Source organism: Acinetobacter guerrae (genome assembly GCF_009372255.1).
Classification (GTDB): Bacteria; Pseudomonadota; Gammaproteobacteria; order Pseudomonadales; family Moraxellaceae; genus Acinetobacter; species Acinetobacter guerrae.
In genome coordinates this window covers 1-22,717 of record NZ_LXGN01000010.1, presented here as the reverse complement: position 1 = coordinate 22,717, position 22,717 = coordinate 1, and the positions used below count along the sequence as shown (strand labels likewise).

Sequence of the window (22,717 nt, the reverse complement as noted above, 5' to 3'; positions counted from 1 at the left end):
CTCTTTATTTTATTTAAGGACTTTTATGAGCAATTCAGTATATGACATTCCAGTCAAAACAATTTCAGGGGAAGAAGCCACTTTAAATCAATATCAAGGCAAAGTGCTATTGATTGTCAATGTTGCCTCTAAATGCGGCCTTACTCCCCAATATGAAGGACTAGAAAAACTTTATCAGGCGCAAAAAGAACAAGGGCTAGAAATTCTGGGTTTTCCTGCTAATAATTTTCTGGAACAAGAACCAGGTACAGACAATGAAATTCAGCAATTTTGTTCTCTGAGCTATGATGTACATTTTCCACTGTTTTCAAAAATTTCTGTCGCAGGCGAAAACAAACATCCACTTTATCAAACCTTAATCTCTGCTCAACCAGAACGTATTGGTGAAGGCCCATGGTGGAAAGATTTAGTCGAATACGGGTTAACGCCGAATCCAAAACCTGAAGTATTGTGGAATTTTGAGAAATTTTTGATCAATAAAAAAGGTGAAGTGGTTGCACGTTTTGCGCCCGATATTACAGCGGATGACTCTCGTATAGTCGATGCGATTCAAGCAGAACTTGCGAAATAAGTTTTAAGCGAAAAAAGATGACATAGCACATGCTTTGTCATCTTTATTTTTCTCAAAATAAATAACTTAAAAAAAGCAAAATAAATCACAAAAAAATGATAAAACAAGAGCCCGTAAACGTTAAAATATTATAATTCTAATTGATTTGTTATAAAAATAGATTAATTTATATCCAGATAACGATATCTTAAAACAAAAACTGGAGTGGTTGTAATGAAATTAATATTGCGCTGTTTATCACTCACCCTTTTTGCCTTGTTTGGGAATATAGCTCATGCTGCAAGCCCTCCTCAGGTGACTTACCTCATTAAATTTAATACCCCAGTAACCGATCGCTTATTAAATTCATTCAACATTCCCCAACAATTTCAGGGAAAAGTTAAATATATTTATCAATATGCTTTTCAAGGGATTGCTGTGCAGATTCCACAAAATTTTGAACAAGATTTTGTTCGGGTCTTTCATTTAAATCCAAACGTCAGCCTGATTGAAAAAGATCAAGTGTTCAAGACGAATGTTACAACTCAAAGTAATGCGACATGGGGGCTAGATCGTAGTGATCAACGCGATCTACCTTTGAACTCCATTTACAATGCCGATGGCAATGCTCAAGGTGTCCCTGTTTATGTGGTAGATACAGGTATTCTGGCGTCTCATCAGGATTTTGGTGGTCGAGTTAAAGCGGGTTATACGGCTGTATCTGATGGTAATGGCACGACGGACTGCAATGGCCACGGTACACATGTTGCAGGAACAATCGCGGGTACAAAATATGGTATTGCCAAATCTGCGTCTCTAATTCCTGTTCGGGTACTGGACTGTAATGGTTCTGGAACTACATCAACAGTAATTGCAGGCCTAGACTGGATTGCCTCCCAAAATACAAGTAACGCAGTTGTCAATTTATCATTGGGTGGTGGAGCCTCAACTGCTCTTGATGATGCAATCAATAAAGTCGTAAATAAAGACATCGTCGTCGTGGTTGCCGCTGGAAATAATAATGCTGATGCCTGCAGTTATTCTCCATCTCGTGTACCAGCTGCGATTACGGTTGGAGCGACCACAAATCAAGATCAACGCGCAAACTACTCTAATTATGGCAAGTGTCTGGATGTATTTGCACCTGGCAGCAATATTACATCCGATTGGTATTCAAGTAATACAGCAACGGCTACAGCTAGTGGTACATCCATGGCAAGTCCTCATGTTGCTGGTCTAGCTGCAATATTACGTGGCTTATATACAGGCGAAAATGTGTCCAAAATTACCAATCGTATTATCAATAAGGCCACAACAAATAAAGTATCTGATAGCCAAACAGGCTCACCTAATCGTTTACTCTACACTCGCTTATAAAATCTTGATATCTTGTGAATACATATTGTTTTAGAACTAAAATATGTATTCACTCTATTTTTGATTTTGTTATAACTTTGCAACTCTCTGTCATATCTCCATCATTTCATCTTATTCTGATAAATTGATTACTGATTTGACTTTTGATTATGACTTTTTTTTCTGCTCGATATCTGCTGATCTCTGGCATGCTCATCACGGCCCTTGGTTTATTACAAGGTTGCGATAAACCCTCCCCATCCAACACTCAGGAAAACACCTCATCAGATCATGAGACTAAAGTCCAAGTGACTGATCAAGATGCTGTGAACACACCATCTTCTGATTTTAAAAGTGGTAATTTCTTTTACATCGCACGCGATGTCGCAGATCTGCAACTCCGTGCTGGCGATTATATTCAACAGTTAAAACAGTCACAGACTGAACTACAGCAAGCGATTCGAGAAAAAGATAGTGACCAACTACAGCAAACGGCTACGACTTTACAACAGCAACTGAAAGGCTTTGATCAGGCATTAAATAGCTTAAATTTAAAAAGTCAGGAAATTGAAGATATCCGAAAAAAACTGCTAGAAAGTAACCAACAAGTATTAAAAAGCCCCTTTTTAAATGGGCAAGTGAATTGGGATCAGGTCAACTTTAAACAAATCGAGCATCAAATGAATAACATTCAAGGTGAAATGTTAAAACTGGCTACGATGATGATTCCTCAATCAGATTCATCTTCATCAAAGAGCTCTAACTCAAATGAAACCAGCTCTTAACTTGAGCTGATTTCATTTAAATCATTTTAAAAATTTTAGGCATTAAAGTCGATGACAATACGACCATCGATTTTACCGTGTTCCATGCGATCAAAAATATCGTTGATATTTTCCAATGGTTCAACACTAATATGTGCTTTCACCTTACCGCGCGCTGCAATATCCAGTGCCTCTTTTAAATCGAGTCGCGTCCCCACAATTGAACCACGTACCGTTATTCCATCAAGCACCATATCAAAAATAGAGAGATCAAATTTGCCAGGTGGTAGGCCATTCAGCACCATAGTTCCGCCGCGACGGATAATCGAAACAGCTTGTTCAAAAGCCTTCGGCGAAACAGCAGTAACCAATACACCATGACAACCTTCACCAGTGGCTTTCAATACTTCTTCTTTTACATCTACCTTAAGTGCATTGATTCCAACATCTGCCCCTAATTCTTTGGCCAACACCAGTTTACTGTCATCAACATCGATGGCAACCACATTAAAACCCATTGTTTTAGCATATTGCACTGCAACGTGACCCAAACCGCCAATACCAGAAATGGCAACCCAATCACCTGTTTTGGCTTCGGTCATTTTCAGACCTTTATAAACTGTTACACCTGCGCATAAGATTGGAGCGATTTCGAGTAAATCTACTCCATCTGGAATGACACCAACATATTCACCATCCGCCAGACAGTATTCAGCAAAACTTCCGTTAACTGAATAACCTGAATTTTGCTGTTGTTTACATAAAGTTTCCCAACCTGCATAACAATGATCGCAATGTCCACAGGCTGAATACAACCATGGGATACCGACTTTGTCGCCAACTTTAAGGTGAGTAATACCTGCACCAATTTCAACGACTTCACCGACTCCTTCATGTCCAGGAATAAAAGGCAGGCTTGGTTTAATCGGCCAATCACCATGCATTGCATGTAGATCGGTATGGCAGACACCTGTCGCAATCATTTTGACTAAAACCTTACCCGCACTGACTTTCGGAATTTCTACATCCTTGATCTGTAGTGGCTGATTAAACTCTGTCACTACCGCAGCTTTCATTGTGCTTCCCATTTTATTATCTCCGTCTTATGTAAAATCAAGAATCGTTCAATTTATTAAGAACTATTCTCAAGTCGAGATTACGATAGAATACTCAAGGTTGGCGTTTGGTAGGTTATTTCTGTGAATGCGATTCATATTTACAGTTGCGCAACAAATAAACAGATTTAATCAGCTTCAGAAGCTTTTATTTTGGATTTTCCATTGACTGAAAGTTTTTTGCATATCAATTTTTTGCTGAGCTGACGCTTGATGCTGTTCCAGTTTTTGACTCTCTCCGCGATATACTTCGATTACAAATTGATTGGCCAGTGCATGAATACTTTCACGACCCTGTAATTGGTAATCTTTTATTTGGTTATCGCTTAGAAGAATATCCCAACAGGAAACCACAGAACTTAAATCAATGGCAATACTGAGAAATAATTGTTCACCTTGCTGATAAAGTTCCCAAAAATGCGGTTCTATTTCAATCAATTCCATTGAATTCTGATTATCTTTGATATTTTAAAATTTTATAGCATAAAAAAAGCCACCTTTCGGTGGCTTTTCAAAAACTGGCAAATTACATTGCACGGTTTTTAATTTTACGGATCGTTTCAAGCTGTCCTGCAATCTCTGAAAGAGATGCAAGTGCAGCCGCAGAGTCCAAGTCACTTTTTTGATTTGCAAGCAATTGTTCAGCCTGTTTACGGGCTTCTAAAATTGCTGCTTCATCCAAGTTGTCAGCACGAATTGCAGTATCTGCAAGAATGGTAACAACATGTGGCTGAACTTCTAACACACCGCCTGATACATAAACAATTTCTTCTGTACCATTTTCCAACTGAACACGGATTGGGCCCGGTTGGAGCAAAGTTACAAGTGGAGCATGTCCAGGTAAAATACCTAACTCACCGCCCGCACCTTTAGCGATTAACATCGTTACTGCGCCAGAGTAAATTGACTCTTTAACACTTACGACATCACATTGCATCGTTGCCATGAGATTTTCTCCAAATATCCCCCCTTAGTAAAAGGGGGTTAGGGGGATTTCAGATTAAAGTTTCTCAGCTTTAGCAATCACTTCGTCAATACCACCCACCATGTAGAACGCTTGTTCTGGGATGTGATCGTATTCACCAGCAAGAAGACCTTTAAAGCCACGAATCGTTTCTTTAAGCGGTACTAATTTACCAGGAGCACCAGTAAACACTTCAGCTACGTGGAATGGTTGAGAGAAGAAACGTTGGATTTTACGCGCACGGTAAACAACCAATTTATCTTCTTCTGCTAATTCGTCCATACCCAAGATTGCGATGATGTCTTTAAGCTCTTTATAACGTTGCAATACGTTCTGTACAGAACGTGCAATTTCATAATGCTCAGCACCAACAACCAATGGATCTAGCTGACGTGAAGTTGAATCAAGTGGATCGATCGCTGGGTAAATACCACTTGACGCGATGTCACGGCTCAATACAACGGTTGCATCCAAGTGAGCAAACGTCGTTGCTGGAGATGGATCCGTCAAGTCATCCGCAGGTACATAAACTGCCTGAATCGATGTGATCGAACCAGATTTAGTTGATGTAATACGCTCTTGAAGAACACCCATTTCTTCTGCAAGTGTTGGCTGATAACCTACTGCAGATGGCATACGACCTAACAATGCTGATACTTCAGTACCTGCAAGTGTATAACGGTAGATGTTGTCAACGAACAAAAGAACGTCACGACCTTTACCATTTTCGTCTTTTTCATCACGGAAATATTCCGCCATGGTCAAACCAGTCAACGCTACGCGTAAACGGTTACCAGGTGGCTCGTTCATCTGACCGTAGACCATCGCTACTTTGTCAAGAACGTTAGAATCTTTCATTTCGTGATAGAAGTCGTTACCTTCACGAGTACGCTCACCAACACCAGCAAACACAGATAAACCTGAGTGTGCTTTCGCGATGTTGTTGATCAACTCCATCATGTTAACGGTTTTACCAACACCCGCACCACCGAACAGACCAACTTTACCACCTTTTGCAAACGGGCAAAGTAAGTCGATGACTTTGATACCTGTTTCCAAAAGATCAGTAGACGCTGCTTGTTCAGCATAAGAAGGCGCTTGACGGTGAATCGGTAAACGCGCTTCAGTTGCAACAGGACCTGCTTCATCAATCGGGCGACCAAGAACGTCCATAATACGACCCAAAGTCGCATGACCTACTGGTACAGAGATTGGCGCATGGGTATTTGTTACATTCAAACCGCGTTTAAGACCTTCAGTTGATCCCATCGCAATTGTACGAACAACACCATCACCAAGTTGTTGCTGAACTTCCAAAGTCGTTTCAGTACCGTCAACTTGGAGAGCGTCATAGATCTTAGGAACGCTATTGCGCTCAAACTCGACGTCGATAACCGCGCCGATGATCTGAATGATATGACCGCTACTCATTGCTGTCTCCTCAATTCAAACTAATAATGTTAAACGGCAGCGGCACCACCAACGATCTCAGAAATCTCCTGAGTAATCGCGGCTTGACGCAGCTTGTTATAAATAAGTTGTAGGCTCTTGATCAACTCGCCTGCGTTGTCAGTTGCTGCTTTCATCGCAACCATACGTGCAGACTGTTCACACGCGATGTTTTCAATCACGCCCTGATAAACCATAGACTCGATATAGCGAACCAATAAACCATTCAATAGCTCTTCAGCTTCAGGTTCATAGATATAATCCCAACCGTAGCTACGGTTTAGATTTTCGCTTTCTTCGGCTTCAGCCAAAGGAACCAGTTGTTCTACTTTCTGGTTTTGAGTCATGGCATTGACAAAGCCGTTCGATACTAGATAAATACGATCTAATTCGCCTTTATCAAAAGCATCCAACATCACTTGTACGGAGCCAGTTAACTGTTCCAGACTTGGAGTATCACCAATATTGGTGGTTGCACCAAGCACTTTACCGCCGTAGTTTTTAAAAAACGAAACCGCTTTTTGACCAATCAAAGCAAATTGAACTTCAATTGACTGCTCTTGTTGCTGCTGAACGTGTTTTACCACTTTTTTGAACAGGTTAATGTTCAAACCACCAGCCAAACCACGATCTGAAGACACAATAATATAGCCTACACGCTTTACTGGGCGCTCAACCATATAACGGTGTTTGTATTCAGGATTCGCTTGTACCAAATGAGCAATTACACGGTGCATATTTTCGGCATACGGACGGCCCTGAGCCATGCGCTCTTGCGCACGACGCATTTTTGAAGCAGCTACCATCTGCATCGCACGCGTAATTTTCTGCGTCGATTTGATACTAGCTACTTTGGCGCGAATTTCTTTTAAATTTGCCATACGCTTAACCTAGTCGTCGAAGGCCTTTGACAGCCTTCGAAGGGTTGATTCCGTGAACCAAACTTAAGCTAACGAATTAGTAAGTTTGAGTCGCTTTGAAGTTCTCGATACCCGCTTTGATTTCAGCTTCGATGTCTTTGTTATAATCACCAGTGTCATCAATTTTTTGCATCAATGCAGCGTGTTCAGAACGGAAGTACGCGATTAATGCAGTATCAAAGTCTACGATTTTCTTCACTTCAACGTCAGCCATATAGCCTTCGTTAGATGCGTAAACAGAAACAGCCTGATCAGCAATTGAGTAAGGAGCATATTGCTTTTGCTTCATTAACTCAGTTACACGTTGACCATGTTCAAGTTGTTTACGAGTTGCTTCATCAAGGTCAGAAGCAAACTGAGCAAACGCAGCCAATTCACGGTATTGTGCTAAAGCGGTACGGATACCACCAGACAATTTTTTAATGATCTTGGTTTGAGCAGAACCACCAACACGAGATACCGAAATACCTGCGTTCACAGCAGGACGAATACCTGCGTTGAATAATGATGTTTCTAGGAAGATCTGACCGTCAGTAATCGAAATTACGTTTGTTGGTACGAATGCAGATACGTCACCCGCTTGAGTTTCAATGATCGGTAAAGCAGTTAAAGAACCAGTTTGACCCGTTACTGCACCGTTCGTGAATTTCTCAACATAGTCAGCTGAAACGCGAGAAGCACGCTCAAGAAGACGTGAGTGAAGATAGAATACGTCACCTGGATACGCTTCACGACCTGGTGGACGACGAAGAAGCAATGAAATTTGACGGTAAGCAACAGCTTGCTTAGACAAATCATCATAAATGATAAGAGCATCTTCACCGCGGTCACGGAAATATTCACCCATTGTACAGCCAGAGTACGGAGCAAGATACTGCATTGCAGCAGGATCAGCAGCCGCAGCAGCGACAACAGTGGTATAAGCCATAGCACCAGTTTCTTCTAGCTTGCGCACAACGTTTGCGATAGTCGATTGTTTTTGACCAATTGCAACGTATACACATTTAATGCCAGAGTTTTTCTGAGCGATGATCGCATCGATCGCCATTGCTGTTTTACCAGTCTGACGGTCACCAATGATCAACTCACGTTGACCACGACCTACAGGAATCATGGTATCAACTGATTTATAACCAGTTTGAACAGGTTGGTCGACTGACTGACGCCAAATAACACCTGGTGCTACTTTTTCGACTTTATCAGTCAATTTAGCATCAATAGGGCCTTTACCGTCAATTGGGTTACCCAAAGCATCGACCACACGGCCAAGAAGCTCAGGACCAACTGGTACTTCTAATACACGACCTGTACAACGAGCTTTTTGACCTTCTTGAAGGCTTAGGTAGTTACCTAATACAACGGCACCCACTGAATCCTGTTCTAGGTTCAGTGCCATACCAAATAAGCCGCCGTCGAATTCGATCATTTCACCGTACATTGCATCAGCAAGGCCGTGAATGCGCACGATACCGTCGGATACCATAACAATGGTACCTTCGTTCTTAGCGGTCGCGCTGGTGTCCAGATCTCCGATACGCTGTTTAATGAGCGCACTGATCTCGGATGGATTCAGTTGTTGCATTGCGCTATTCCTCAATCTTTTTTAAGTTCAGTCTTTTTGCGGTTAGGCAAGAAGACGAGTCCGCATTTTTTCAAGCTTGTTAAGCGCAGAGTCATCTATCACTTGATCGCCTGCACGAATAACCACACCTGCAATAAGCGCAGGATTAACTTCTACTGACACAACCACAGAACTATTAAAACGCTTTTCCAAAGCTTGCGTTAATAACTGCTCTTGTACAGAAGTTAAAGGAAATGCCGATTCAATCACGACATCTACTGTGTTGCTATTCTGTGATTTAAGCTGTTCGTACTCTACTGCAATCTCAGGTAACAGAATCAAACGATCATTTTCAGCAAGCAATGTCAAAAAGTTCGACACTGCCTGAGTTTGTTCTTCACCTAAAACTTTAGAAAAAAGTCCGACTTGCTCCACAGGAGTAAGCTCAGGGCGATTTAAATAAGCGGAAAATGCTTCGTCTTGCACCGTAGCACTGAGCACTTGTAACGCATTCGACCAATTGTCAGTTGCACCTTGCTCAGAAGCGTAAGCAAATGCTGCTTTGGCGTACGGGCGTGCCAACGTCAAGAGTTCAGCCATACTTCCCTCGCTTAAAGTTTAGCAGCCAGCTGAGTCAGCATGGCATTATGAGCTTCTGCGTCAACTTGTTGGTTCAGAATTTTCTCTGCGCCATCAACTGCCAAGGCAGCTACTTGTTGACGTAATTCTTCGCGAGCAGAATTGATGTCTTGGTCAACTGCTTCTTTCGCTTGTTGACGAATACGCTCACCTTCAGCCGCAGCTTGGGTACGTGCTTCTTCGACCAATTGTGCTGCACGACGGTTCGCTTGTTCGATCAATTGAGCCGCTTGTGCTTTTGCTGCATCTAGCTCAGCTTTCACTTGTGATTGTGCATCAGCAAGGTCAGCTTTCGCTTTTTCAGCAGCGTTTAAGCCATCAGCGATTTTACGCTGACGCTCACTAATCGCATTGATTAGTGGTGGCCAAACAAACTTCATGCAGAATGCGACAAAAATCGCAAATGCAATCGCTTGGCCAATCAATGTGAGGTTAATATTCATTGCAATTCCTCAATATGTGGATTTAGGAATTAAGCTGATTAACCTACAAACGGATTAGCGAAGATGAAGAACAAGCCAATACCGACACCGATCATAGGCACAGCATCAAGAAGACCTGCGATTAAGAACATACGAGTTTGAAGTTGCGGAGCAAGTTCAGGCTGACGAGCAACAGCTTCTAAAAAGCGACCACCCAAAAGACCAAAACCAATCGCTGTACCTAAAGCACCGAAAGCGATCAAGATAGCAGATGCAATTGCAACTAGACCTAAAGTGAGTTCCATGAAAAATTCCTCAGAGGTTAGGTTATTACCAAATTAAACTAAAAAATTAAACCTAACCGTTAACCTAACAGTTAGGCAAATACCATTAATGTTTTTCGCTTGCCATGCTCAAGTACACGATGGTCAGCATCATAAAGATAAATGCTTGCAAGGTGATTACAAGAATGTGGAAGATCGCCCAAGGCACAGACAACGCCCATTGAATCCAGAAAGGAAGTAACGCGATCAGGATGAAGATTAACTCACCTGCATACATGTTACCAAACAGTCGTAGTGCCAATGAAATTGGTCGTGCAAGGAAAGTTACCAATTCCAGAATTAAGTTCACTGGAATTAGCAACGCTTTTGCAATTGGGTTACTTGGGTTAAATGGGTTTAAAGCCAACTCACCAACGAAACCGCCGATGCCTTTCTCACGAATGCTATAGAACAAAATCAGCACAAAAACAGACAACGACATACCAAGGGTAATGTTCGGATCTGTTGTTGGAACGATTTTGAAATAAACATGATGAGGATCCATGCCAAATACGTGTGCACCCACTTGTTGAGCTAGATATGGAATCCAGTCAACAGGAATTAAATCCATGGCATTCATGAGGAAAATCCACACGAAAATGGTTAATGCCAGTGGCGCAATAAGACGTGATTTACCATGAAAGGTATCGCGAACGCTGGAATCAACAAACTCGATAATCATTTCGATCGCTGATTGAAATTTTGATGGTACATCTGCTTTCGCAGCTCTTGCAGCACACCAAAAAATCAAACAGAAAATGAAACCAAGTCCGATTGACCAACCCATTGAATCCAAGTGAATAGCAGAAAACCCCATCTGTTGAGCTTCACCAGCATTCTCAGCCAATTTCCAAGTCCCATCTGGCATTTTGCCATAGGTTAAATTGGTCAAGTGATGCTTGATGTACTCGGTCGAAGTAAGGGCATGTTCTTCAGCAGCCATAAATCACACCTGGTCAATGTCAATTACTAAATAAGGAAGCGAATATCGCGCTCTGCCTGATATCTCGCAGTCCTCAAAAAATCTTCAATTTTGGATGTGCCTAGACTCGTTTCTGTAGACGTGAAACCCAAAATGGAGCGACCCACGACATGGTCTGAACGAGAATAAAACCACAAAACAATGCCGCTGGAGACAGCGGTTTAACATTGCTTAAAATCAAAATAAAACCCACGATCATAATTCCGAACTTTCCTAGCATACCTCGATACATGTTCAATAGAACTTGTTTCGACGCTCTAGCCCCTGCCGTTCGAAATGACTGCCAGCTAAAATATAGGTTGGCAAGCCAGCAGACCAAGGCTCCCAAAGCTGCACTTATAGCGGCAACACTACCGTGTATAAGCCATGCCACAATAGCAGCTAAAGGAATCATTAATGCTTGTAAGAAGACCAGAGCTTTCGCTAATCGTCGGTCAATCAAGCGACTAGTTCGGCTCATTGTTTATCCACTTACAGCATGAATGCTTGACAAATTACGCTGATGATCGTTTTTAATCGCAGGCATTATAGAGTTACACCCCTGAACATGCAATCTTTTACCGACCTAAGTCGTGTTTTTTAGATGATTTGTTTACACTAAAATCGCAAGTATGGTGTAGGTTTCTATCTCATTTACCCGCAGTTAGTATACATTTTGTAGTTTGACTGGCGAGTTTCTTCCATGCCACAACAAAATCCTGATCTTCATTCATGCTTTCATCCACGCGCTGAAACACAATTGGATTCAAGATTCGATATTGATTTTGATTGGCATTTCCTTCAGCCAAAAGACACATGCTTGGTTTGGGGCGGTTATCACTTAAATATTTAAGCTGAGAAGCCGTTGCTGCAATATGTGGATCATCTGTTAATGCACCTGCAAATTTTAGATTCAGCGCGCGTTCCAGATATTGATAAGCATCATGATAAGACCAATAAGGTTGTACAGATTTACGTTCATAGCCTTGACTTGCAATCAACATTTCCTGCGCAAATCGTCTTGCATTTTCCCAGTATTCGGCTTTACTTTCAGGATGTTGTTGTGAGCGTAATGCAGCAATAAAAAACCCAATACGCACAGCATTATTTGGATCTAACCACACATGAGTGTCAACGGTATTGTCTAATGGAACGTTACGGGTACTTCGACGCGGTAGAATGGTGACAATTTGCGAATCCAGAATCGAAATGGCTTTAGGATTATTCTGTAATAAACTTGCTAATGGCGCTTCATGAGCTTTGCCTAGCCATATTACCAAAGATGCATCTTGAATTGCTTTGCGATGTGCTGGAGTAAGCTGAATATCATGTCCAGATTGGTTGGCCAATAGTAGCTGAGGCTCTTCAATACCTTTTGTAATTTGCTTGGCAATCAAATAAATAGGATGAGTTGCAATCACAAGCGGAGCCTGCGACCACGAAAGCGTCGTTACAATGGAGAGTAGACAAAACACCGCAAAACGAAACATAACAAAATCGAACCTAAACACTCAACACATGTTATAATATAACAAATTTTGAAAAATACCTACGCTTATTCGATAGCAACATGACTTCATGCTACTATTTGATAAATTAATGAGGTTGACCTATGAGCGCGTGTTCACATGAACATCATAATGCTTTACATGGGGTGCATGATCACCTGAATGTGAGTGCACGTCTGGCTGAAGCAGAAAGTCTTTGTGCAGCAACAGGCGCACGTTTAACGCCATTGCGTAAAGAAGTTCTAGCTTTAATTCTAAATGCTTCTGGCCCGATGGGCGCTTATGACTTATTGGCGAAAATTAAGAGTGGTTCAGATCGTCCAGCTGCACCACCCACGGTGTACCGTACGCTTGACTTTTTATTAGAAAAAGGGCTCATTCATCGCCTAACCTCCATCAATGCCTATATTCCTTGCTGCCATCCACGTGAAGGACATCAAGCTGCTTTTCTGATTTGTAATGAATGTCATGTCGTCAAAGAAGCTTCTTCTGAAGGATTATTACACCAGCTTCATCAGTTGGCGGATTCAGATCATTTTAACGCCCAACACACCATTATTGAGATTTCTGGAAAATGCCAACAGTGCAGCAAGCTGTCACACTAACACCAGAACTGGTTCGGCTAGATCAGGTGTCTGTATATCGCGACAATCGGGATATTCTAAAAAATGTGGACTTTTCATTACACAAAAATGAAATTGTCACACTGATTGGCCCTAATGGCGCAGGAAAATCCACACTGATTAAAGTGCTGCTAGGGATTGTGCACCCTTCTCGGGGCAAGGTGATTACACCTAAAAAAAACAAAATGGCCTATGTACCACAAAAGTTTAACCCCTCTCACAGTTTGCCATTACGGGTAAAAGATTTACTCGATCTGGAAAAATGTGACCGTAAATTACGCGATGAAATTGTCCGCGATACAGGGATCTTGAAATTACAGGATTCTAAAGTACAACAGCTGTCTGGCGGTGAAAAACAACGCGTACTTTTAGCTCGTGCATTGTTACGTCAACCTGATATTTTAGTTTTAGATGAGCCTATGCAAGGGCTAGATATCCAATCTGAAGCAGAGCTATATGAATATGTAAGAAGCCTGCCAGAACGCTACAATTGCGCAGTATTAATGGTGTCACACGATCTACAATGGGTCATGCAAGGAACACAGCGTGTTGTTTGCCTGAATAAACATATCTGCTGTAGTGGCTTACCTGAAAGTGTACAGCAACACCCAGAATATTTAGCTATTTTTGGTGGACAACGCGTACCGTATCAGCATCATCACGATCATTGTGCGCATGGCGATCACGTTGAAGCTTGCACACATATTGAGCATCCTCATATCCACCCTGAACCGGAAGTTTAAGCAATGCTGGAATGGTTACAACTTTTACTTCCTGCGTGGACTATGGGAAGCCTGCTGGTTTTTTTGACAGCACCCTTAGGCTGCTTGATGCTTTGGCGCAGAATGTCTTTTTTTGCAGATACAATGGCACATGGAACATTACTTGGTGTTGCCGTAGCAGGAATTTTACAGCTCCCGCTCTGGCTGGGTGTCGCGATGCTCGCATTATTATTGGTTGGGATTTTATGGGTATTACACGATCCTCGCTTGCCGAATGATGCATTACTAGCACTTTGCTCAGCAACATTATTATGTTCGGGTCTACTACTTATTCAACAAATTCCAAGTTTACGTCCTGAGTTATTAAGCTATTTATTTGGGGATTTACTTGCTATTGGTTGGGAAGATTTACCCATCTTTATTGTAATCATTGTTTTGGCATTAGCCGTTCTCTATCGTTACTGGAAAGCACAGATCCAGATTGCAATTGATCCTGATATTGCGATGAGCGAAGGGGTCAATGCCAAATGGCAACGTTTGATTTTTATGTTACTGCTCGCATTGTTTACCGTTTTGGCCCTACGTGCAGTAGGTTCATTATTAATGGGCGCTTTATTGGTCATCCCTGCTCTAACTGCCAGACTTCTAGCCAACTCTCCTAAACAAATGGTGATTTGGGCATTTATTTGTGCTCAGATCGGGGTGACGATTGGGCTATGGTCAAGCGCAGTAATTAATATTTCAACTGGTTTAAGTATTGTACTGTGCATGGCATTATTATTTGCTGTGATTTTCATTATTCAAAAAATCAAAACCACCCAGAATTCAGCGATAAATTCTTAAACACTTTGATGTAGAGCACTGAGCAACAAGGCCGCGATAGCAAACATTACAGCAAAACTACGGTTTAAGTATTTTTGCTGCTTCGGTGAGCGAAGTAATCGCAAAACTTTAGCAGCGAGTCCTGTATAACCTGCCATGACAATTAAATCGATACTAATCATGGTAACGGCCATAACCAGATACTGAGTCCATTGTGGTCGACTTAAATCTAGGAATTGTGGTAAGACTGCGAGTAAAAATACAATCGCTTTGGGGTTACTCATATTCACGACAAAGCCATTCAGCATGAGCATTCTGCGTGACTTATAGATGATGTCCTGTTTAATCTCAATATCTTGTATTGGAGCAGTCCACTGTTTATAGGCAAGATACAATAAATAAATCACTCCAAACCATTTCACCAACAGGAATGCCAGAGGTGTTGTGGCAAAGAGTACACCTACACCTGCCGCCACAATCAGAATTTGCAAGGTCAATGCAAGTTGTAAACCAATCGCATTCCAGTAACCATGTCGAAAACCGTAGTTTAGACCACTCGACATTGAAGCAATCGCGCCTGCACCCGGTGATATGCTAATCGCCCAACATGCGAGCATAAATCCAAGCCAGATTTGAAAGGACATAAGGTGAAGCCAAAAAATAAGATGAATAGGGTGTGTTGACATTTCATGATCAAATACCGACCTACTGCTTCGGTTAACTCTAATGTCGATATTAACTCGGACGCAATTTTAACATCATGCGTGGTTCCATCAGTCATCATAAAATCAATAGGGTTACCATGAGCATCAAGAATTAAGTGTATTTTTGAAGAGTTTCCTCCCACACTTTTGAAATGGCTTGCTTCGCGATACCCGCGGAATGTTGATGAGCACGAACATGGGAGCCATCAATAAAAAATCCACTCCATATCTGAATGAGATGCAAATAACTTATATAATATAAAAAACTTACCACTTTTTGACCAACGATTAAAGCGTTTAAAAGTTGAATTAGATGGGCCAAAAGCAGAAGGAATATCTTGCCAAGGACAGCCTGTTCTCATTCTATATAGAATAGCTTCAATAAAATTAAGTAAATTTGAGTTGTGATGAATAGATAAATTACGCAAAATAGCTTTCAACTTTTGCCAGTGTTGATCTGTCAGCATGGTACGAGGCATAGCGAATAGTAAAATTGGGTTTAGCGATTTAATTTTACTACTTCGCTATTTTTTATACTAAAAGTGTCAACACATCCTAGTATAGTTTCTGGGATTAAAACTCTAGTTGATCTGAAGACATCCTCAAGGCAGCAAAACTATTTAGTTGAAAAAGTCCAAATATTTTTAATTTTTTTATAAAAATTTCAAAGATGTAATTACTCTCTAAGATTTTACAGTTAAGAATTTTAATTTGATTTTGTTGCTTTTAAAACACCTATTGTGTCACACCCCAATGTTAAGGCAATACATTTTAGATTAATATTAAAAACTGCTTTAAATGGAGAAACTTTTCCATCTGTATAAGTTTTAACATTTGCAAGATACGTATACTGTCCTTTCTTAGCATCATATGTTACCTGATCACCCATGAGTAGATCTGTTTTCTCATCACCATTTTCACTGTCAGATAGTATTACGGGTATTTCAGTGAAATTATTATTTTTTATATTATATAAAAAAGCAGAGACCCTATTTCTTTTGAAAGGGATTTTAACATAGTTAACAGTACTTAACTCTCTCATTCTAAAAGCCAAAATATCTTTATCATGATATAGTAAGGCTAAGTCAACATTAGATTGCAAAGGCACTGCCGTTCTTAAAACATTATATACATCTTTACCATTTAAGACTTGGATACCATATTTTTTTAACGTATAGTTAATTTTTTTTGCTTTATTAATATCACCAAAATCTCTCAACATAATCTTCAAATTAGGATTAATGGCAGAATATTTATTATATGCTCCTATATACTCTACAGGTGAGTTAACTTGAGTAGCATCTTGTAAATAATCATCCCAAAGGGCGTTTTCTTTGGCATTGCAAATATTAAAAAAAACACTATAAGCAATTATCATTGCTAGTAATTTTATAGATTTCATTATAACCTCAGAATCAATATGGTAAATTTGCATTTATAAATGGTATAGGATCAATCCTTCCATCCAATCCAACTCCTAATGTAGGAGCACTCTAGAATTTCTTTTGTTTTTTGGGACGCTCAATGGTCATGTCAGTTGCATCAACACCCACAACTTCCCAGTCTATACCTTTCCCGTGCTGCAATTTCTTAGACAAGAGAAATTTATCTGATTTTATTAAGATATTTTCTATTTTAGTGATGATTCTAGATGCACTGGATTCATGGAATCCATAACTCATTGCTGTATGAAATAGAGTTCTATATTCAAGCCAATAGCTTAAAGTCATGAGCAGTTGATCTTCGAGAGCAAGCTTAGATGGGCACACTCGATCATGCTGACTTTGACTAGCTTCAAGCACTCGAAGCATTTCTGAAAATGTTGAGATTTTTATACTAACAAGAGGTTTAAATTGGCTGTAGGATAGCGATTTAACATGTGTATATTTCATGGTTTAAGAATAGTAAAATATGACCAACTTATGGAGGTGGAAAATGATCAGAAAGCTGGTCGTTTCTTGATTCATGTAAGAGATTTAATATAAATAAACTAGTTTTTATCAAAGTTAAATATCCCCTATATGATTTTAACACCCTTGAAAATATAATTATTCTTCACAATCTGACATAGAAAAATATTTTTCCTGCAAATAAATCCCTTGTCTTTTACCATTTACTGCATCAAAAACTAAAATATTATTTTTTTGATCACCAATAGAATAAACATTTCCATTATAATATAAGGAATTAAAATCTATAAGGTTTTTCTTGTTTTCAATTTCACTAGTATGATTACATCCACTAAGAAGCACTAAAATAATAATATAAAAAAATTTCAGATTAATCATCCTTATTAAATTTTAAAGATAAGCCTTTTGAGCATAAGTAATTGTTATGTCATTACTTTTTGATTTATGAAAGAGGTCTATCATTGCTATTCATAACACGAAATATGCTCTATGCTTTCGATTGTTATTGAATCAATTCTTTTATTATCAATATTATATATAAAAAAACCTTTCTTTTCCTTCATCGGAATCTTATATGAATAAATTCCCTGTGTATCATCTCCACTAAATTCTTTTTGAGACTTAATCTCATAGGTTAAGTTCTTAATACTACTTTCTAAATTACCAACACTTACATTATTAGCATCGACTGCTTTAGAGTTTCGAGTATTAATAAATGTTACAATTCCTTGATCATCCACATCAATACTAGTCAAAGTATTATTTATTAAAATATTCTTTCTATTTTCGCATGCCTTCAAATCACTAATATCACTATAGTTTTGAATAATTATATCATTCTTAAAATTTTCCTTTAAAAATTCTAAATTTCCACCTATTTTAACCCCGCTCAACTCATATTCATTATTAATATTTTTTGCTTCGTCTGATGAGTTTTTTTTACCATCAGAACAACCATGCAATATAAAAAGAAACATAATGCAATAATTTTTTTTCATAAGTTACACATCCTCTAATTTTGCTGATAAACCTTGTAAATGAAGGTGATTATTATGCCTAGGTGTACTCAAGTGATTACATCGAGGAAAAAGATAAATACTTTCCACTCCCACTTTAGGATTTTTAAAATTTTCGCTAAGCATTTTTTTGATTATCCCCAACCAAAAAGGATGAAATTATTAACTAAAGCTAATGATCTTTCGTGATCATAAAGTGCATCTTGTAAGATAACAGCAAGAGCTTTTTTATCGGTTCTTAAATACCTTATATCACCAGCTTCACCATTAATATGAGATTTACTCTCACCAGCCCCCCCATCAACGGTACTAAATCCATTAAATGAAATATCATCATACCCAAATCGAGTAATATTTAATCTGAAATTCTTTTTTTCAATACTTGGTTCATTTCCCACACATTTCATTTCTTCATTTTTACTCAAATCATTATTAATAACAAAAGATTGGATACAATAATTTTTCAATTTACTTTCATTTATATCATTAAATCTTTTGGCTTGATGATCCAATATTGGAAACTTACCTCCCATCGTTATAAACAGAGTATTTTTATAATTATTCTTGTTATTTTCGCCACCTGATAAAAATATCACTTGCGCAGGTCCGGAACCTTCGTAATTATTAAAATTTACAGCAATCAAACCTAGTAAATATTCTTTGCTTCCAAGTTTTTCAACTGTAGTCATCAAAATTCTTGCTTGATCCTTTCCAGAATAAAATAGTTTTAAATCTTTTTGATTAAGCGAATACTTATCTAATTGTATGAATTTATCATTGATCAATAATGTTTTAGAATCAAATGGTAATTTAATTTGTTTATATTCATTAATTAAAAGACCACTATTGACCTTCGACTCACTCATCTTTGGTGAATCTGAGTTTAACATCTTATTTTCTGCCTTTTGACAGGCTACAAGTGAAAATAAAATCAACAATAGAATAATATTTTTAATGTACATAATATGCCCTTATATGTCCTGAATATTTGGTTGATAACCCTGTAAATGTAAATGGTTATCATGATCACCATTTGTAAAAGCGACATGGGGCAAAGTTTTATTCGATTGACCTTTTCTCATCATTACTTGTGAACCAAATGCTTTATAACCAAAAAGATATAGGGCATTTACAAACCTTACATTTGCATCCCAATCAAATCTATCTACTTGACTAATCAGAACAGGGCCATCTTTATGACAACCATTGATTCCTAGATAACGAAAATCTCCATTAATACCATTATAGTGCGATTCACTACCCACAGATCGTCCATCTCTGACGCTAAACCCTGAACCATGATAATAACCATAATCTAGAGAGCACATAGCGCCTATAATCGCTGCAAACGCATCTCCTTTCAAGTAATATCTAGTTCGACCTGGTAGATAGATATCCCACAAATATCCGACTTTACCATCAGGACTCTTGTAGGATTTGAGCGTCCTTTGATCTACCAAATAAACATTTCCACCTACAACTCCATTACCTTTTTTACGCTTAGGTGCAACTATAAATTCAGTTTTGCCAATATGATGTGATTGTCCATTTTTATCATAATAAATATATTCAGCAAAACCTGTTGCAGCCGCGTTCTCTCGTTTGATTTTACCATCAGAGTAAATATGATAACGCGTCGTATCACTTGTTGCGGGTGTTTGATTAGAAACAGTTGTTAAAGGCTTACCCCCATTCTCTGTATGAGTATTTTGTTGGGACACTTTAGGTGGCTCTTGTTTAACTTCTGGTACTTTAGCAGAGGCTGGTGGATTAGGCTTACTTTGGGACGGCGCATTAGTGACAGGTTTTTGTTGTGGAGCTTTTTGCCCTGATTCTAATTGTCTCGATTCCTTGATAAAACCTTCATTTATTCTAAATATCCTATATGGACTTCCATTAATTACCCGAGCTTTTACCAATGAATTTGAACCAACCCCAAAACCATATACAAAACCAACCAACATTTTTAAGTTAATTACACCTGCAGCATTGGTTTTTTTTGAAATTTGTCGCCCTCGATAAAAAATAGTTACAGCGGTATTTGGGACAATTTGATCATCTTTTTTGACAATCATCTGAAAGCTATGAACTGGAAGGCTCACTTTTATTGTCTGATTAGAGAGTGATTTTTCAACCTTGAAGTGATGAATCTTTTGGTACTTCCCATCCCCTGAAACAGAAACCTCTATATCTTGACCGACTTCTGCTGAAATATTATGTTTTATGCCACTCCCATCTGCAGAATGCTTTTTAATATTATTTTTGTACGTAAGAAAAAAGCCCATATTTGAGATTGGTTTTCTAGTATCAGCTTCAACAATCTGTATATTGAAGTTCACATCTTTCGTTTCAACTGCTTTAGATTCTTCTGTAATACTTGGAGCTTGCTCATTTCTAACTTCTTGAGGCGTTTTATTCGCCTGTGGTTTTAGTTGAGGGGCACTATTCTGTTCTAAAACAACAGGGACTGATATTTGTTTGGTTAATTTGATTGTATAACTTTCCTTCTTATCTTTTTGCTGCGTAATCTCAAGTGCTTTTCCATCAACAATTATTTTTATTTTAGTACCAGGATGCCTAACAATTACAGGAATTTTTCCTTCTTCACTTGTTTTATAATCATTAGAAATCTTTCCAATTTTGCTATAGTATTTTCCTTCTTTGTACTCAGACTCTACTATAATTTTTTTACCTGAAACAGCATTCCCTTGTTCGTCCACAACATTTATATAAATCTTACGATTACAACAGCTTTCTAAATCATAATAAGCAAATAATGATATATATTCACCCACTTTTGTTCCAAAAGCATCAGCTTGGTTACCTAGACCCTGTACAAACTCTAAAACATATTTAGGACCTTTTAAGTGTGCTCCTGCAATGCATCCTGACTCTGTAATTTCAACCCCATTAATACGAACGCCATAAAATTCATTTACATTTCGATTGTTCAGCCGAGTGCAGAGTGTATTGATCCATTTATTAAATGCTTTTATTTGAACCGTTCGATCTTTGAGAAAAACACTTTTCGAAGTTACATCATCTAAGCCCGTCCAACTTCCACTCCAGTCATTAACCGAAAATGATTTCTGAAAAAGGCTATTAGGATCATTACTAAAAGTATATGGTGGCTTAAAATACCCCAAATCATAAAGTGCACTTTCGCCAAATTGAAAATAACCAATAAATCCATAACCTGCAGTTTTACCATTATGTACTTTTCTAGCAGTTAAATTAGGATCAACAAGGTCAGATAAACTCAAATCTGATGAAGACTCTCGACGAGATACTGCATATATATATGCTTGCCTATCCTCACCAAATGACTTTCCTTTTACTTGAGAAAAAAAACTCATAGTGCCCCCTTAGATTCTTGATCAATTTGTTTAAATAAAATTAGAACTTTATTTTTTGTTTTATCACTCATATTTGTAGAAAATTTCATTTTATTTTTATCAAAATTGAAACTCAGGTCTTCATTTAGATTGAGCATTACATCACCTAAACTCTTACCATCATCAATAATATAAAATTTCTGAGGCTTATTTTTATTTTTTAATGAGATAAGTAAAATATTTTGATCTGAGCTTTTGATATTCCAACACTCATCAGGGATATGTAACCAATGACCTGTATTTAGATCTATCTTATTTTGCTTTAAAAGCTTAGAGACAGGCTCTTTAATATCTTTACGCTGAAAGCTACATTTATCAGACTCTATATAATTAAAGCTTACGACTTCATTATCAATGTTCCGTTTTGGAAATTCCTTGATAACTTCTGCATTACACCAAGTCACAAATAATAAAATGAATAAGAAAGAAAATATTGTTTTCATGATCAAGCCTTACTTTCCAAAATTACAAAAATCTGCTTCTAAATCTTCACTACAAGATTCATTTTGATCTTCTATTGCATCATGATCATCTACAGCACCACAACAGCCCTCACCCTCACAACTACTATGATCTTTAGTGTCATCAATATCGTTTTTTATAACGATTAATTCTTTTAAATCTTCACTATCATGCCCAAGAATAATTGCTTCGACATCATCAGCACTATCACTGAAAAACCGCTGTGTTCGTCCAAGTTCATCCAAAACACCGATAAATTCAGTTTTTCGTGAATGATTCACGAACTTATATCTGACCTGTTGTTTTAATTCATATTTACTAAAAATATCACCAAAATCAAAACGTCGACTAAAAATTCCACTTTCTGGCATTTTCGGCAATTCAGCATTCACTGTTGCCCCTGCAGTAAACACATTCTGCCCACTCTTTACCTTGAAATAGCCACCCGTAGTGATAAATACGCCATCTTTATTCACTTTTAGCTGAGAACCACCAGCTTTTAGATCAATTTCTTTAGAACTGGTTAGCTCA

The 22,717-nt window shown here is 38.5% G+C and carries 26 protein-coding genes and 2 pseudogenes; 6 read left to right on the top strand and 22 right to left on the bottom strand.

Annotated elements, in window-relative coordinates:
- The first annotated feature begins 25 nt into the window (after nucleotides 1-25).
- The 3 genes from A7A69_RS07580 (at nucleotide 26) to A7A69_RS07570 (ending at nucleotide 2,691) form a co-directional block, all read left to right on the top strand.
- Entirely contained in the window at nucleotides 26-571 is a 546-nt protein-coding gene (locus tag A7A69_RS07580) for a glutathione peroxidase (protein WP_151982004.1), read from the top strand.
- Nucleotides 572-784: 213 nt separating this feature from the next.
- A complete protein-coding gene (locus A7A69_RS07575) occupies nucleotides 785-1,927 on the top strand; it encodes a S8 family peptidase (RefSeq protein WP_151982002.1) in 1,143 nt (380 codons plus the stop codon).
- Nucleotides 1,928-2,076: 149 nt separating this feature from the next.
- Nucleotides 2,077-2,691, top strand: coding sequence for a hypothetical protein (locus tag A7A69_RS07570; protein ID WP_152876786.1), 615 nt, complete (start codon nucleotides 2,077-2,079; stop codon nucleotides 2,689-2,691).
- A gap of 35 nt (nucleotides 2,692-2,726) precedes the next feature.
- On the opposite strand, the gene adhP is transcribed toward A7A69_RS07570, so the two are convergent.
- From adhP to A7A69_RS07510, 12 genes are all read right to left on the bottom strand, one after another.
- Nucleotides 2,727-3,758 carry an alcohol dehydrogenase AdhP gene (gene adhP, locus A7A69_RS07565; protein ID WP_152876785.1) on the bottom strand — a complete coding sequence of 344 codons (1,032 nt, stop codon included), beginning with the start codon at nucleotides 3,756-3,758 and terminating at the stop codon, nucleotides 2,727-2,729.
- A gap of 165 nt (nucleotides 3,759-3,923) precedes the next feature.
- Nucleotides 3,924-4,229 (bottom strand): hypothetical protein, encoded by a 306-nt coding sequence (locus A7A69_RS07560; RefSeq protein ID WP_151981998.1) that lies wholly within the window; start codon nucleotides 4,227-4,229, stop codon nucleotides 3,924-3,926.
- Nucleotides 4,230-4,311: 82 nt separating this feature from the next.
- Nucleotides 4,312-4,731 (bottom strand): F0F1 ATP synthase subunit epsilon, encoded by a 420-nt coding sequence (locus A7A69_RS07555; protein ID WP_120371185.1) that lies wholly within the window; start codon nucleotides 4,729-4,731, stop codon nucleotides 4,312-4,314.
- Nucleotides 4,732-4,785: 54 nt separating this feature from the next.
- Nucleotides 4,786-6,180 (bottom strand): F0F1 ATP synthase subunit beta, encoded by a 1,395-nt coding sequence (gene atpD, locus A7A69_RS07550; RefSeq protein WP_152876784.1) that lies wholly within the window; start codon nucleotides 6,178-6,180, stop codon nucleotides 4,786-4,788.
- 29 nt (nucleotides 6,181-6,209) lie between these two features.
- Nucleotides 6,210-7,079 carry a F0F1 ATP synthase subunit gamma gene (gene atpG, locus A7A69_RS07545; RefSeq protein ID WP_120371186.1) on the bottom strand — a complete coding sequence of 290 codons (870 nt, stop codon included), beginning with the start codon at nucleotides 7,077-7,079 and terminating at the stop codon, nucleotides 6,210-6,212.
- 76 nt (nucleotides 7,080-7,155) lie between these two features.
- Nucleotides 7,156-8,700, bottom strand: a complete 1,545-nt coding sequence (gene atpA, locus A7A69_RS07540) for a F0F1 ATP synthase subunit alpha (RefSeq protein WP_120371187.1) — start codon at nucleotides 8,698-8,700, stop codon at nucleotides 7,156-7,158.
- A gap of 42 nt (nucleotides 8,701-8,742) precedes the next feature.
- Nucleotides 8,743-9,279, bottom strand: coding sequence for a F0F1 ATP synthase subunit delta (locus tag A7A69_RS07535; RefSeq protein ID WP_120371188.1), 537 nt, complete (start codon nucleotides 9,277-9,279; stop codon nucleotides 8,743-8,745).
- A gap of 11 nt (nucleotides 9,280-9,290) precedes the next feature.
- On the bottom strand, nucleotides 9,291-9,761 hold the full coding sequence (locus tag A7A69_RS07530; RefSeq protein ID WP_004985627.1) for a F0F1 ATP synthase subunit B: 471 nt from the start codon (nucleotides 9,759-9,761) through the stop codon (nucleotides 9,291-9,293).
- Between the two features lie 38 nt (nucleotides 9,762-9,799).
- Entirely contained in the window at nucleotides 9,800-10,045 is a 246-nt protein-coding gene (gene atpE, locus A7A69_RS07525; RefSeq protein WP_000424060.1) for a F0F1 ATP synthase subunit C, read from the bottom strand.
- Nucleotides 10,046-10,130: 85 nt separating this feature from the next.
- Nucleotides 10,131-11,006: a F0F1 ATP synthase subunit A gene (gene atpB / locus A7A69_RS07520; protein WP_120371189.1), complete on the bottom strand. Its 876-nt coding sequence runs from the start codon at nucleotides 11,004-11,006 to the stop codon at nucleotides 10,131-10,133.
- Nucleotides 11,007-11,106: 100 nt separating this feature from the next.
- Nucleotides 11,107-11,505, bottom strand: coding sequence for an ATP synthase subunit I (locus A7A69_RS07515; protein ID WP_120371190.1), 399 nt, complete (start codon nucleotides 11,503-11,505; stop codon nucleotides 11,107-11,109).
- A 169-nt stretch (nucleotides 11,506-11,674) separates the two neighbouring features.
- Nucleotides 11,675-12,514 carry a metal ABC transporter substrate-binding protein gene (locus A7A69_RS07510; protein ID WP_152876783.1) on the bottom strand — a complete coding sequence of 280 codons (840 nt, stop codon included), beginning with the start codon at nucleotides 12,512-12,514 and terminating at the stop codon, nucleotides 11,675-11,677.
- A 122-nt stretch (nucleotides 12,515-12,636) separates the two neighbouring features.
- Here A7A69_RS07510 and A7A69_RS07505 point away from each other — a divergent pair, with 122 nt between their 5' ends.
- Genes A7A69_RS07505 through znuB form a run of 3 tightly spaced genes read left to right on the top strand, consistent with a single transcriptional unit; the run spans nucleotide 12,637 to nucleotide 14,720 of the window.
- Nucleotides 12,637-13,137, top strand: coding sequence for a transcriptional repressor (locus A7A69_RS07505; RefSeq protein WP_120371192.1), 501 nt, complete (start codon nucleotides 12,637-12,639; stop codon nucleotides 13,135-13,137).
- Nucleotides 13,107-13,898 (top strand): zinc ABC transporter ATP-binding protein ZnuC, encoded by a 792-nt coding sequence (gene znuC / locus A7A69_RS07500; protein WP_152876782.1) that lies wholly within the window; start codon nucleotides 13,107-13,109, stop codon nucleotides 13,896-13,898. Before A7A69_RS07505 ends, znuC begins: the two co-directional genes overlap by 31 nt.
- A gap of 3 nt (nucleotides 13,899-13,901) precedes the next feature.
- Entirely contained in the window at nucleotides 13,902-14,720 is an 819-nt protein-coding gene (znuB, locus tag A7A69_RS07495) for a zinc ABC transporter permease subunit ZnuB (protein ID WP_120371194.1), read from the top strand.
- On the opposite strand, the gene A7A69_RS07490 is transcribed toward znuB, so the two are convergent.
- The 10 genes and pseudogenes from A7A69_RS07490 to A7A69_RS07440 all read right to left on the bottom strand — a co-directional run.
- The gene (locus A7A69_RS07490) at nucleotides 14,717-15,343 is read right to left on the bottom strand and encodes a LysE family transporter (protein WP_152876781.1); all 627 of its coding nucleotides are present in this window, start codon (nucleotides 15,341-15,343) and stop codon (nucleotides 14,717-14,719) included. The two genes, znuB and A7A69_RS07490, sit on opposite strands and share 4 nt — an antisense overlap.
- Nucleotides 15,344-15,411: 68 nt before the next feature.
- Nucleotides 15,412-15,882: pseudogene (locus tag A7A69_RS07485) on the bottom strand (IS5 family transposase); the annotation flags it as partial.
- 227 nt (nucleotides 15,883-16,109) lie between these two features.
- Nucleotides 16,110-16,805, bottom strand: coding sequence for a hypothetical protein (locus A7A69_RS07475; protein ID WP_152876780.1), 696 nt, complete (start codon nucleotides 16,803-16,805; stop codon nucleotides 16,110-16,112).
- Between the two features lie 91 nt (nucleotides 16,806-16,896).
- On the bottom strand, nucleotides 16,897-17,295 hold the full coding sequence (locus A7A69_RS07470; RefSeq protein WP_151981982.1) for a helix-turn-helix domain-containing protein: 399 nt from the start codon (nucleotides 17,293-17,295) through the stop codon (nucleotides 16,897-16,899).
- A gap of 156 nt (nucleotides 17,296-17,451) precedes the next feature.
- Complete coding sequence (locus A7A69_RS16730; protein ID WP_206669006.1) at nucleotides 17,452-17,691, bottom strand: hypothetical protein; 240 nt, start codon at nucleotides 17,689-17,691, stop codon at nucleotides 17,452-17,454.
- An 86-nt stretch (nucleotides 17,692-17,777) separates the two neighbouring features.
- On the bottom strand, nucleotides 17,778-18,311 hold the full coding sequence (locus A7A69_RS07460; protein WP_152876779.1) for a hypothetical protein: 534 nt from the start codon (nucleotides 18,309-18,311) through the stop codon (nucleotides 17,778-17,780).
- 152 nt (nucleotides 18,312-18,463) lie between these two features.
- A complete protein-coding gene (locus A7A69_RS07455; RefSeq protein WP_241675232.1) occupies nucleotides 18,464-19,291 on the bottom strand; it encodes a hypothetical protein in 828 nt (275 codons plus the stop codon).
- Between the two features lie 9 nt (nucleotides 19,292-19,300).
- Nucleotides 19,301-21,685, bottom strand: coding sequence for a hypothetical protein (locus A7A69_RS07450; RefSeq protein ID WP_152876778.1), 2,385 nt, complete (start codon nucleotides 21,683-21,685; stop codon nucleotides 19,301-19,303).
- Entirely contained in the window at nucleotides 21,682-22,167 is a 486-nt protein-coding gene (locus tag A7A69_RS07445) for a hypothetical protein (RefSeq protein ID WP_152876777.1), read from the bottom strand. The genes A7A69_RS07450 and A7A69_RS07445 overlap by 4 nt, the downstream gene beginning before the upstream one ends.
- A gap of 9 nt (nucleotides 22,168-22,176) precedes the next feature.
- Nucleotides 22,177-22,717 (bottom strand): annotated as a pseudogene (locus tag A7A69_RS07440) (DUF2345 domain-containing protein); the annotation flags it as partial.

Excerpts from the sequence above, each read along its gene's own strand:
- atpE (WP_000424060.1), bottom strand. The coding sequence starts at position 10,045 with ATGGAACTCACTTTAGGTCTAGTTGCAATTGCATCTGCTATCTTGATC.
- A7A69_RS07490 (WP_152876781.1), bottom strand. The coding sequence starts at position 15,343 with ATGTCCTTTCAAATCTGGCTTGGATTTATGCTCGCATGTTGGGCGATT.
- A7A69_RS07580 (WP_151982004.1), top strand. The coding sequence starts at position 26 with ATGAGCAATTCAGTATATGACATTCCAGTCAAAACAATTTCAGGGGAA.
- A7A69_RS07530 (WP_004985627.1), bottom strand. The coding sequence starts at position 9,761 with ATGAATATTAACCTCACATTGATTGGCCAAGCGATTGCATTTGCGATT.
- znuB (WP_120371194.1), top strand. The coding sequence starts at position 13,902 with ATGCTGGAATGGTTACAACTTTTACTTCCTGCGTGGACTATGGGAAGC.
- A7A69_RS07470 (WP_151981982.1), bottom strand. The coding sequence starts at position 17,295 with ATGAAATATACACATGTTAAATCGCTATCCTACAGCCAATTTAAACCT.
- A7A69_RS07560 (WP_151981998.1), bottom strand. The coding sequence starts at position 4,229 with ATGGAATTGATTGAAATAGAACCGCATTTTTGGGAACTTTATCAGCAA.
- A7A69_RS07510 (WP_152876783.1), bottom strand. The coding sequence starts at position 12,514 with ATGTTTCGTTTTGCGGTGTTTTGTCTACTCTCCATTGTAACGACGCTT.
- atpA (WP_120371187.1), bottom strand. The coding sequence starts at position 8,700 with ATGCAACAACTGAATCCATCCGAGATCAGTGCGCTCATTAAACAGCGT.
- A7A69_RS07460 (WP_152876779.1), bottom strand. The coding sequence starts at position 18,311 with ATGAAAAAAAATTATTGCATTATGTTTCTTTTTATATTGCATGGTTGT.
- A7A69_RS07445 (WP_152876777.1), bottom strand. The coding sequence starts at position 22,167 with ATGAAAACAATATTTTCTTTCTTATTCATTTTATTATTTGTGACTTGG.
- adhP (WP_152876785.1), bottom strand. The coding sequence starts at position 3,758 with ATGGGAAGCACAATGAAAGCTGCGGTAGTGACAGAGTTTAATCAGCCA.
- atpD (WP_152876784.1), bottom strand. The coding sequence starts at position 6,180 with ATGAGTAGCGGTCATATCATTCAGATCATCGGCGCGGTTATCGACGTC.
- A7A69_RS07455 (WP_241675232.1), bottom strand. The coding sequence starts at position 19,291 with ATGTACATTAAAAATATTATTCTATTGTTGATTTTATTTTCACTTGTA.
- A7A69_RS16730 (WP_206669006.1), bottom strand. The coding sequence starts at position 17,691 with ATGATTAATCTGAAATTTTTTTATATTATTATTTTAGTGCTTCTTAGT.
- atpB (WP_120371189.1), bottom strand. The coding sequence starts at position 11,006 with ATGGCTGCTGAAGAACATGCCCTTACTTCGACCGAGTACATCAAGCAT.
- A7A69_RS07505 (WP_120371192.1), top strand. The coding sequence starts at position 12,637 with ATGAGCGCGTGTTCACATGAACATCATAATGCTTTACATGGGGTGCAT.
- A7A69_RS07450 (WP_152876778.1), bottom strand. The coding sequence starts at position 21,685 with ATGAGTTTTTTTTCTCAAGTAAAAGGAAAGTCATTTGGTGAGGATAGG.
- A7A69_RS07555 (WP_120371185.1), bottom strand. The coding sequence starts at position 4,731 with ATGGCAACGATGCAATGTGATGTCGTAAGTGTTAAAGAGTCAATTTAC.
- A7A69_RS07475 (WP_152876780.1), bottom strand. The coding sequence starts at position 16,805 with ATGAAATCTATAAAATTACTAGCAATGATAATTGCTTATAGTGTTTTT.
- znuC (WP_152876782.1), top strand. The coding sequence starts at position 13,107 with ATGCCAACAGTGCAGCAAGCTGTCACACTAACACCAGAACTGGTTCGG.
- A7A69_RS07575 (WP_151982002.1), top strand. The coding sequence starts at position 785 with ATGAAATTAATATTGCGCTGTTTATCACTCACCCTTTTTGCCTTGTTT.
- A7A69_RS07535 (WP_120371188.1), bottom strand. The coding sequence starts at position 9,279 with ATGGCTGAACTCTTGACGTTGGCACGCCCGTACGCCAAAGCAGCATTT.
- atpG (WP_120371186.1), bottom strand. The coding sequence starts at position 7,079 with ATGGCAAATTTAAAAGAAATTCGCGCCAAAGTAGCTAGTATCAAATCG.
- A7A69_RS07570 (WP_152876786.1), top strand. The coding sequence starts at position 2,077 with ATGACTTTTTTTTCTGCTCGATATCTGCTGATCTCTGGCATGCTCATC.
- A7A69_RS07515 (WP_120371190.1), bottom strand. The coding sequence starts at position 11,505 with ATGAGCCGAACTAGTCGCTTGATTGACCGACGATTAGCGAAAGCTCTG.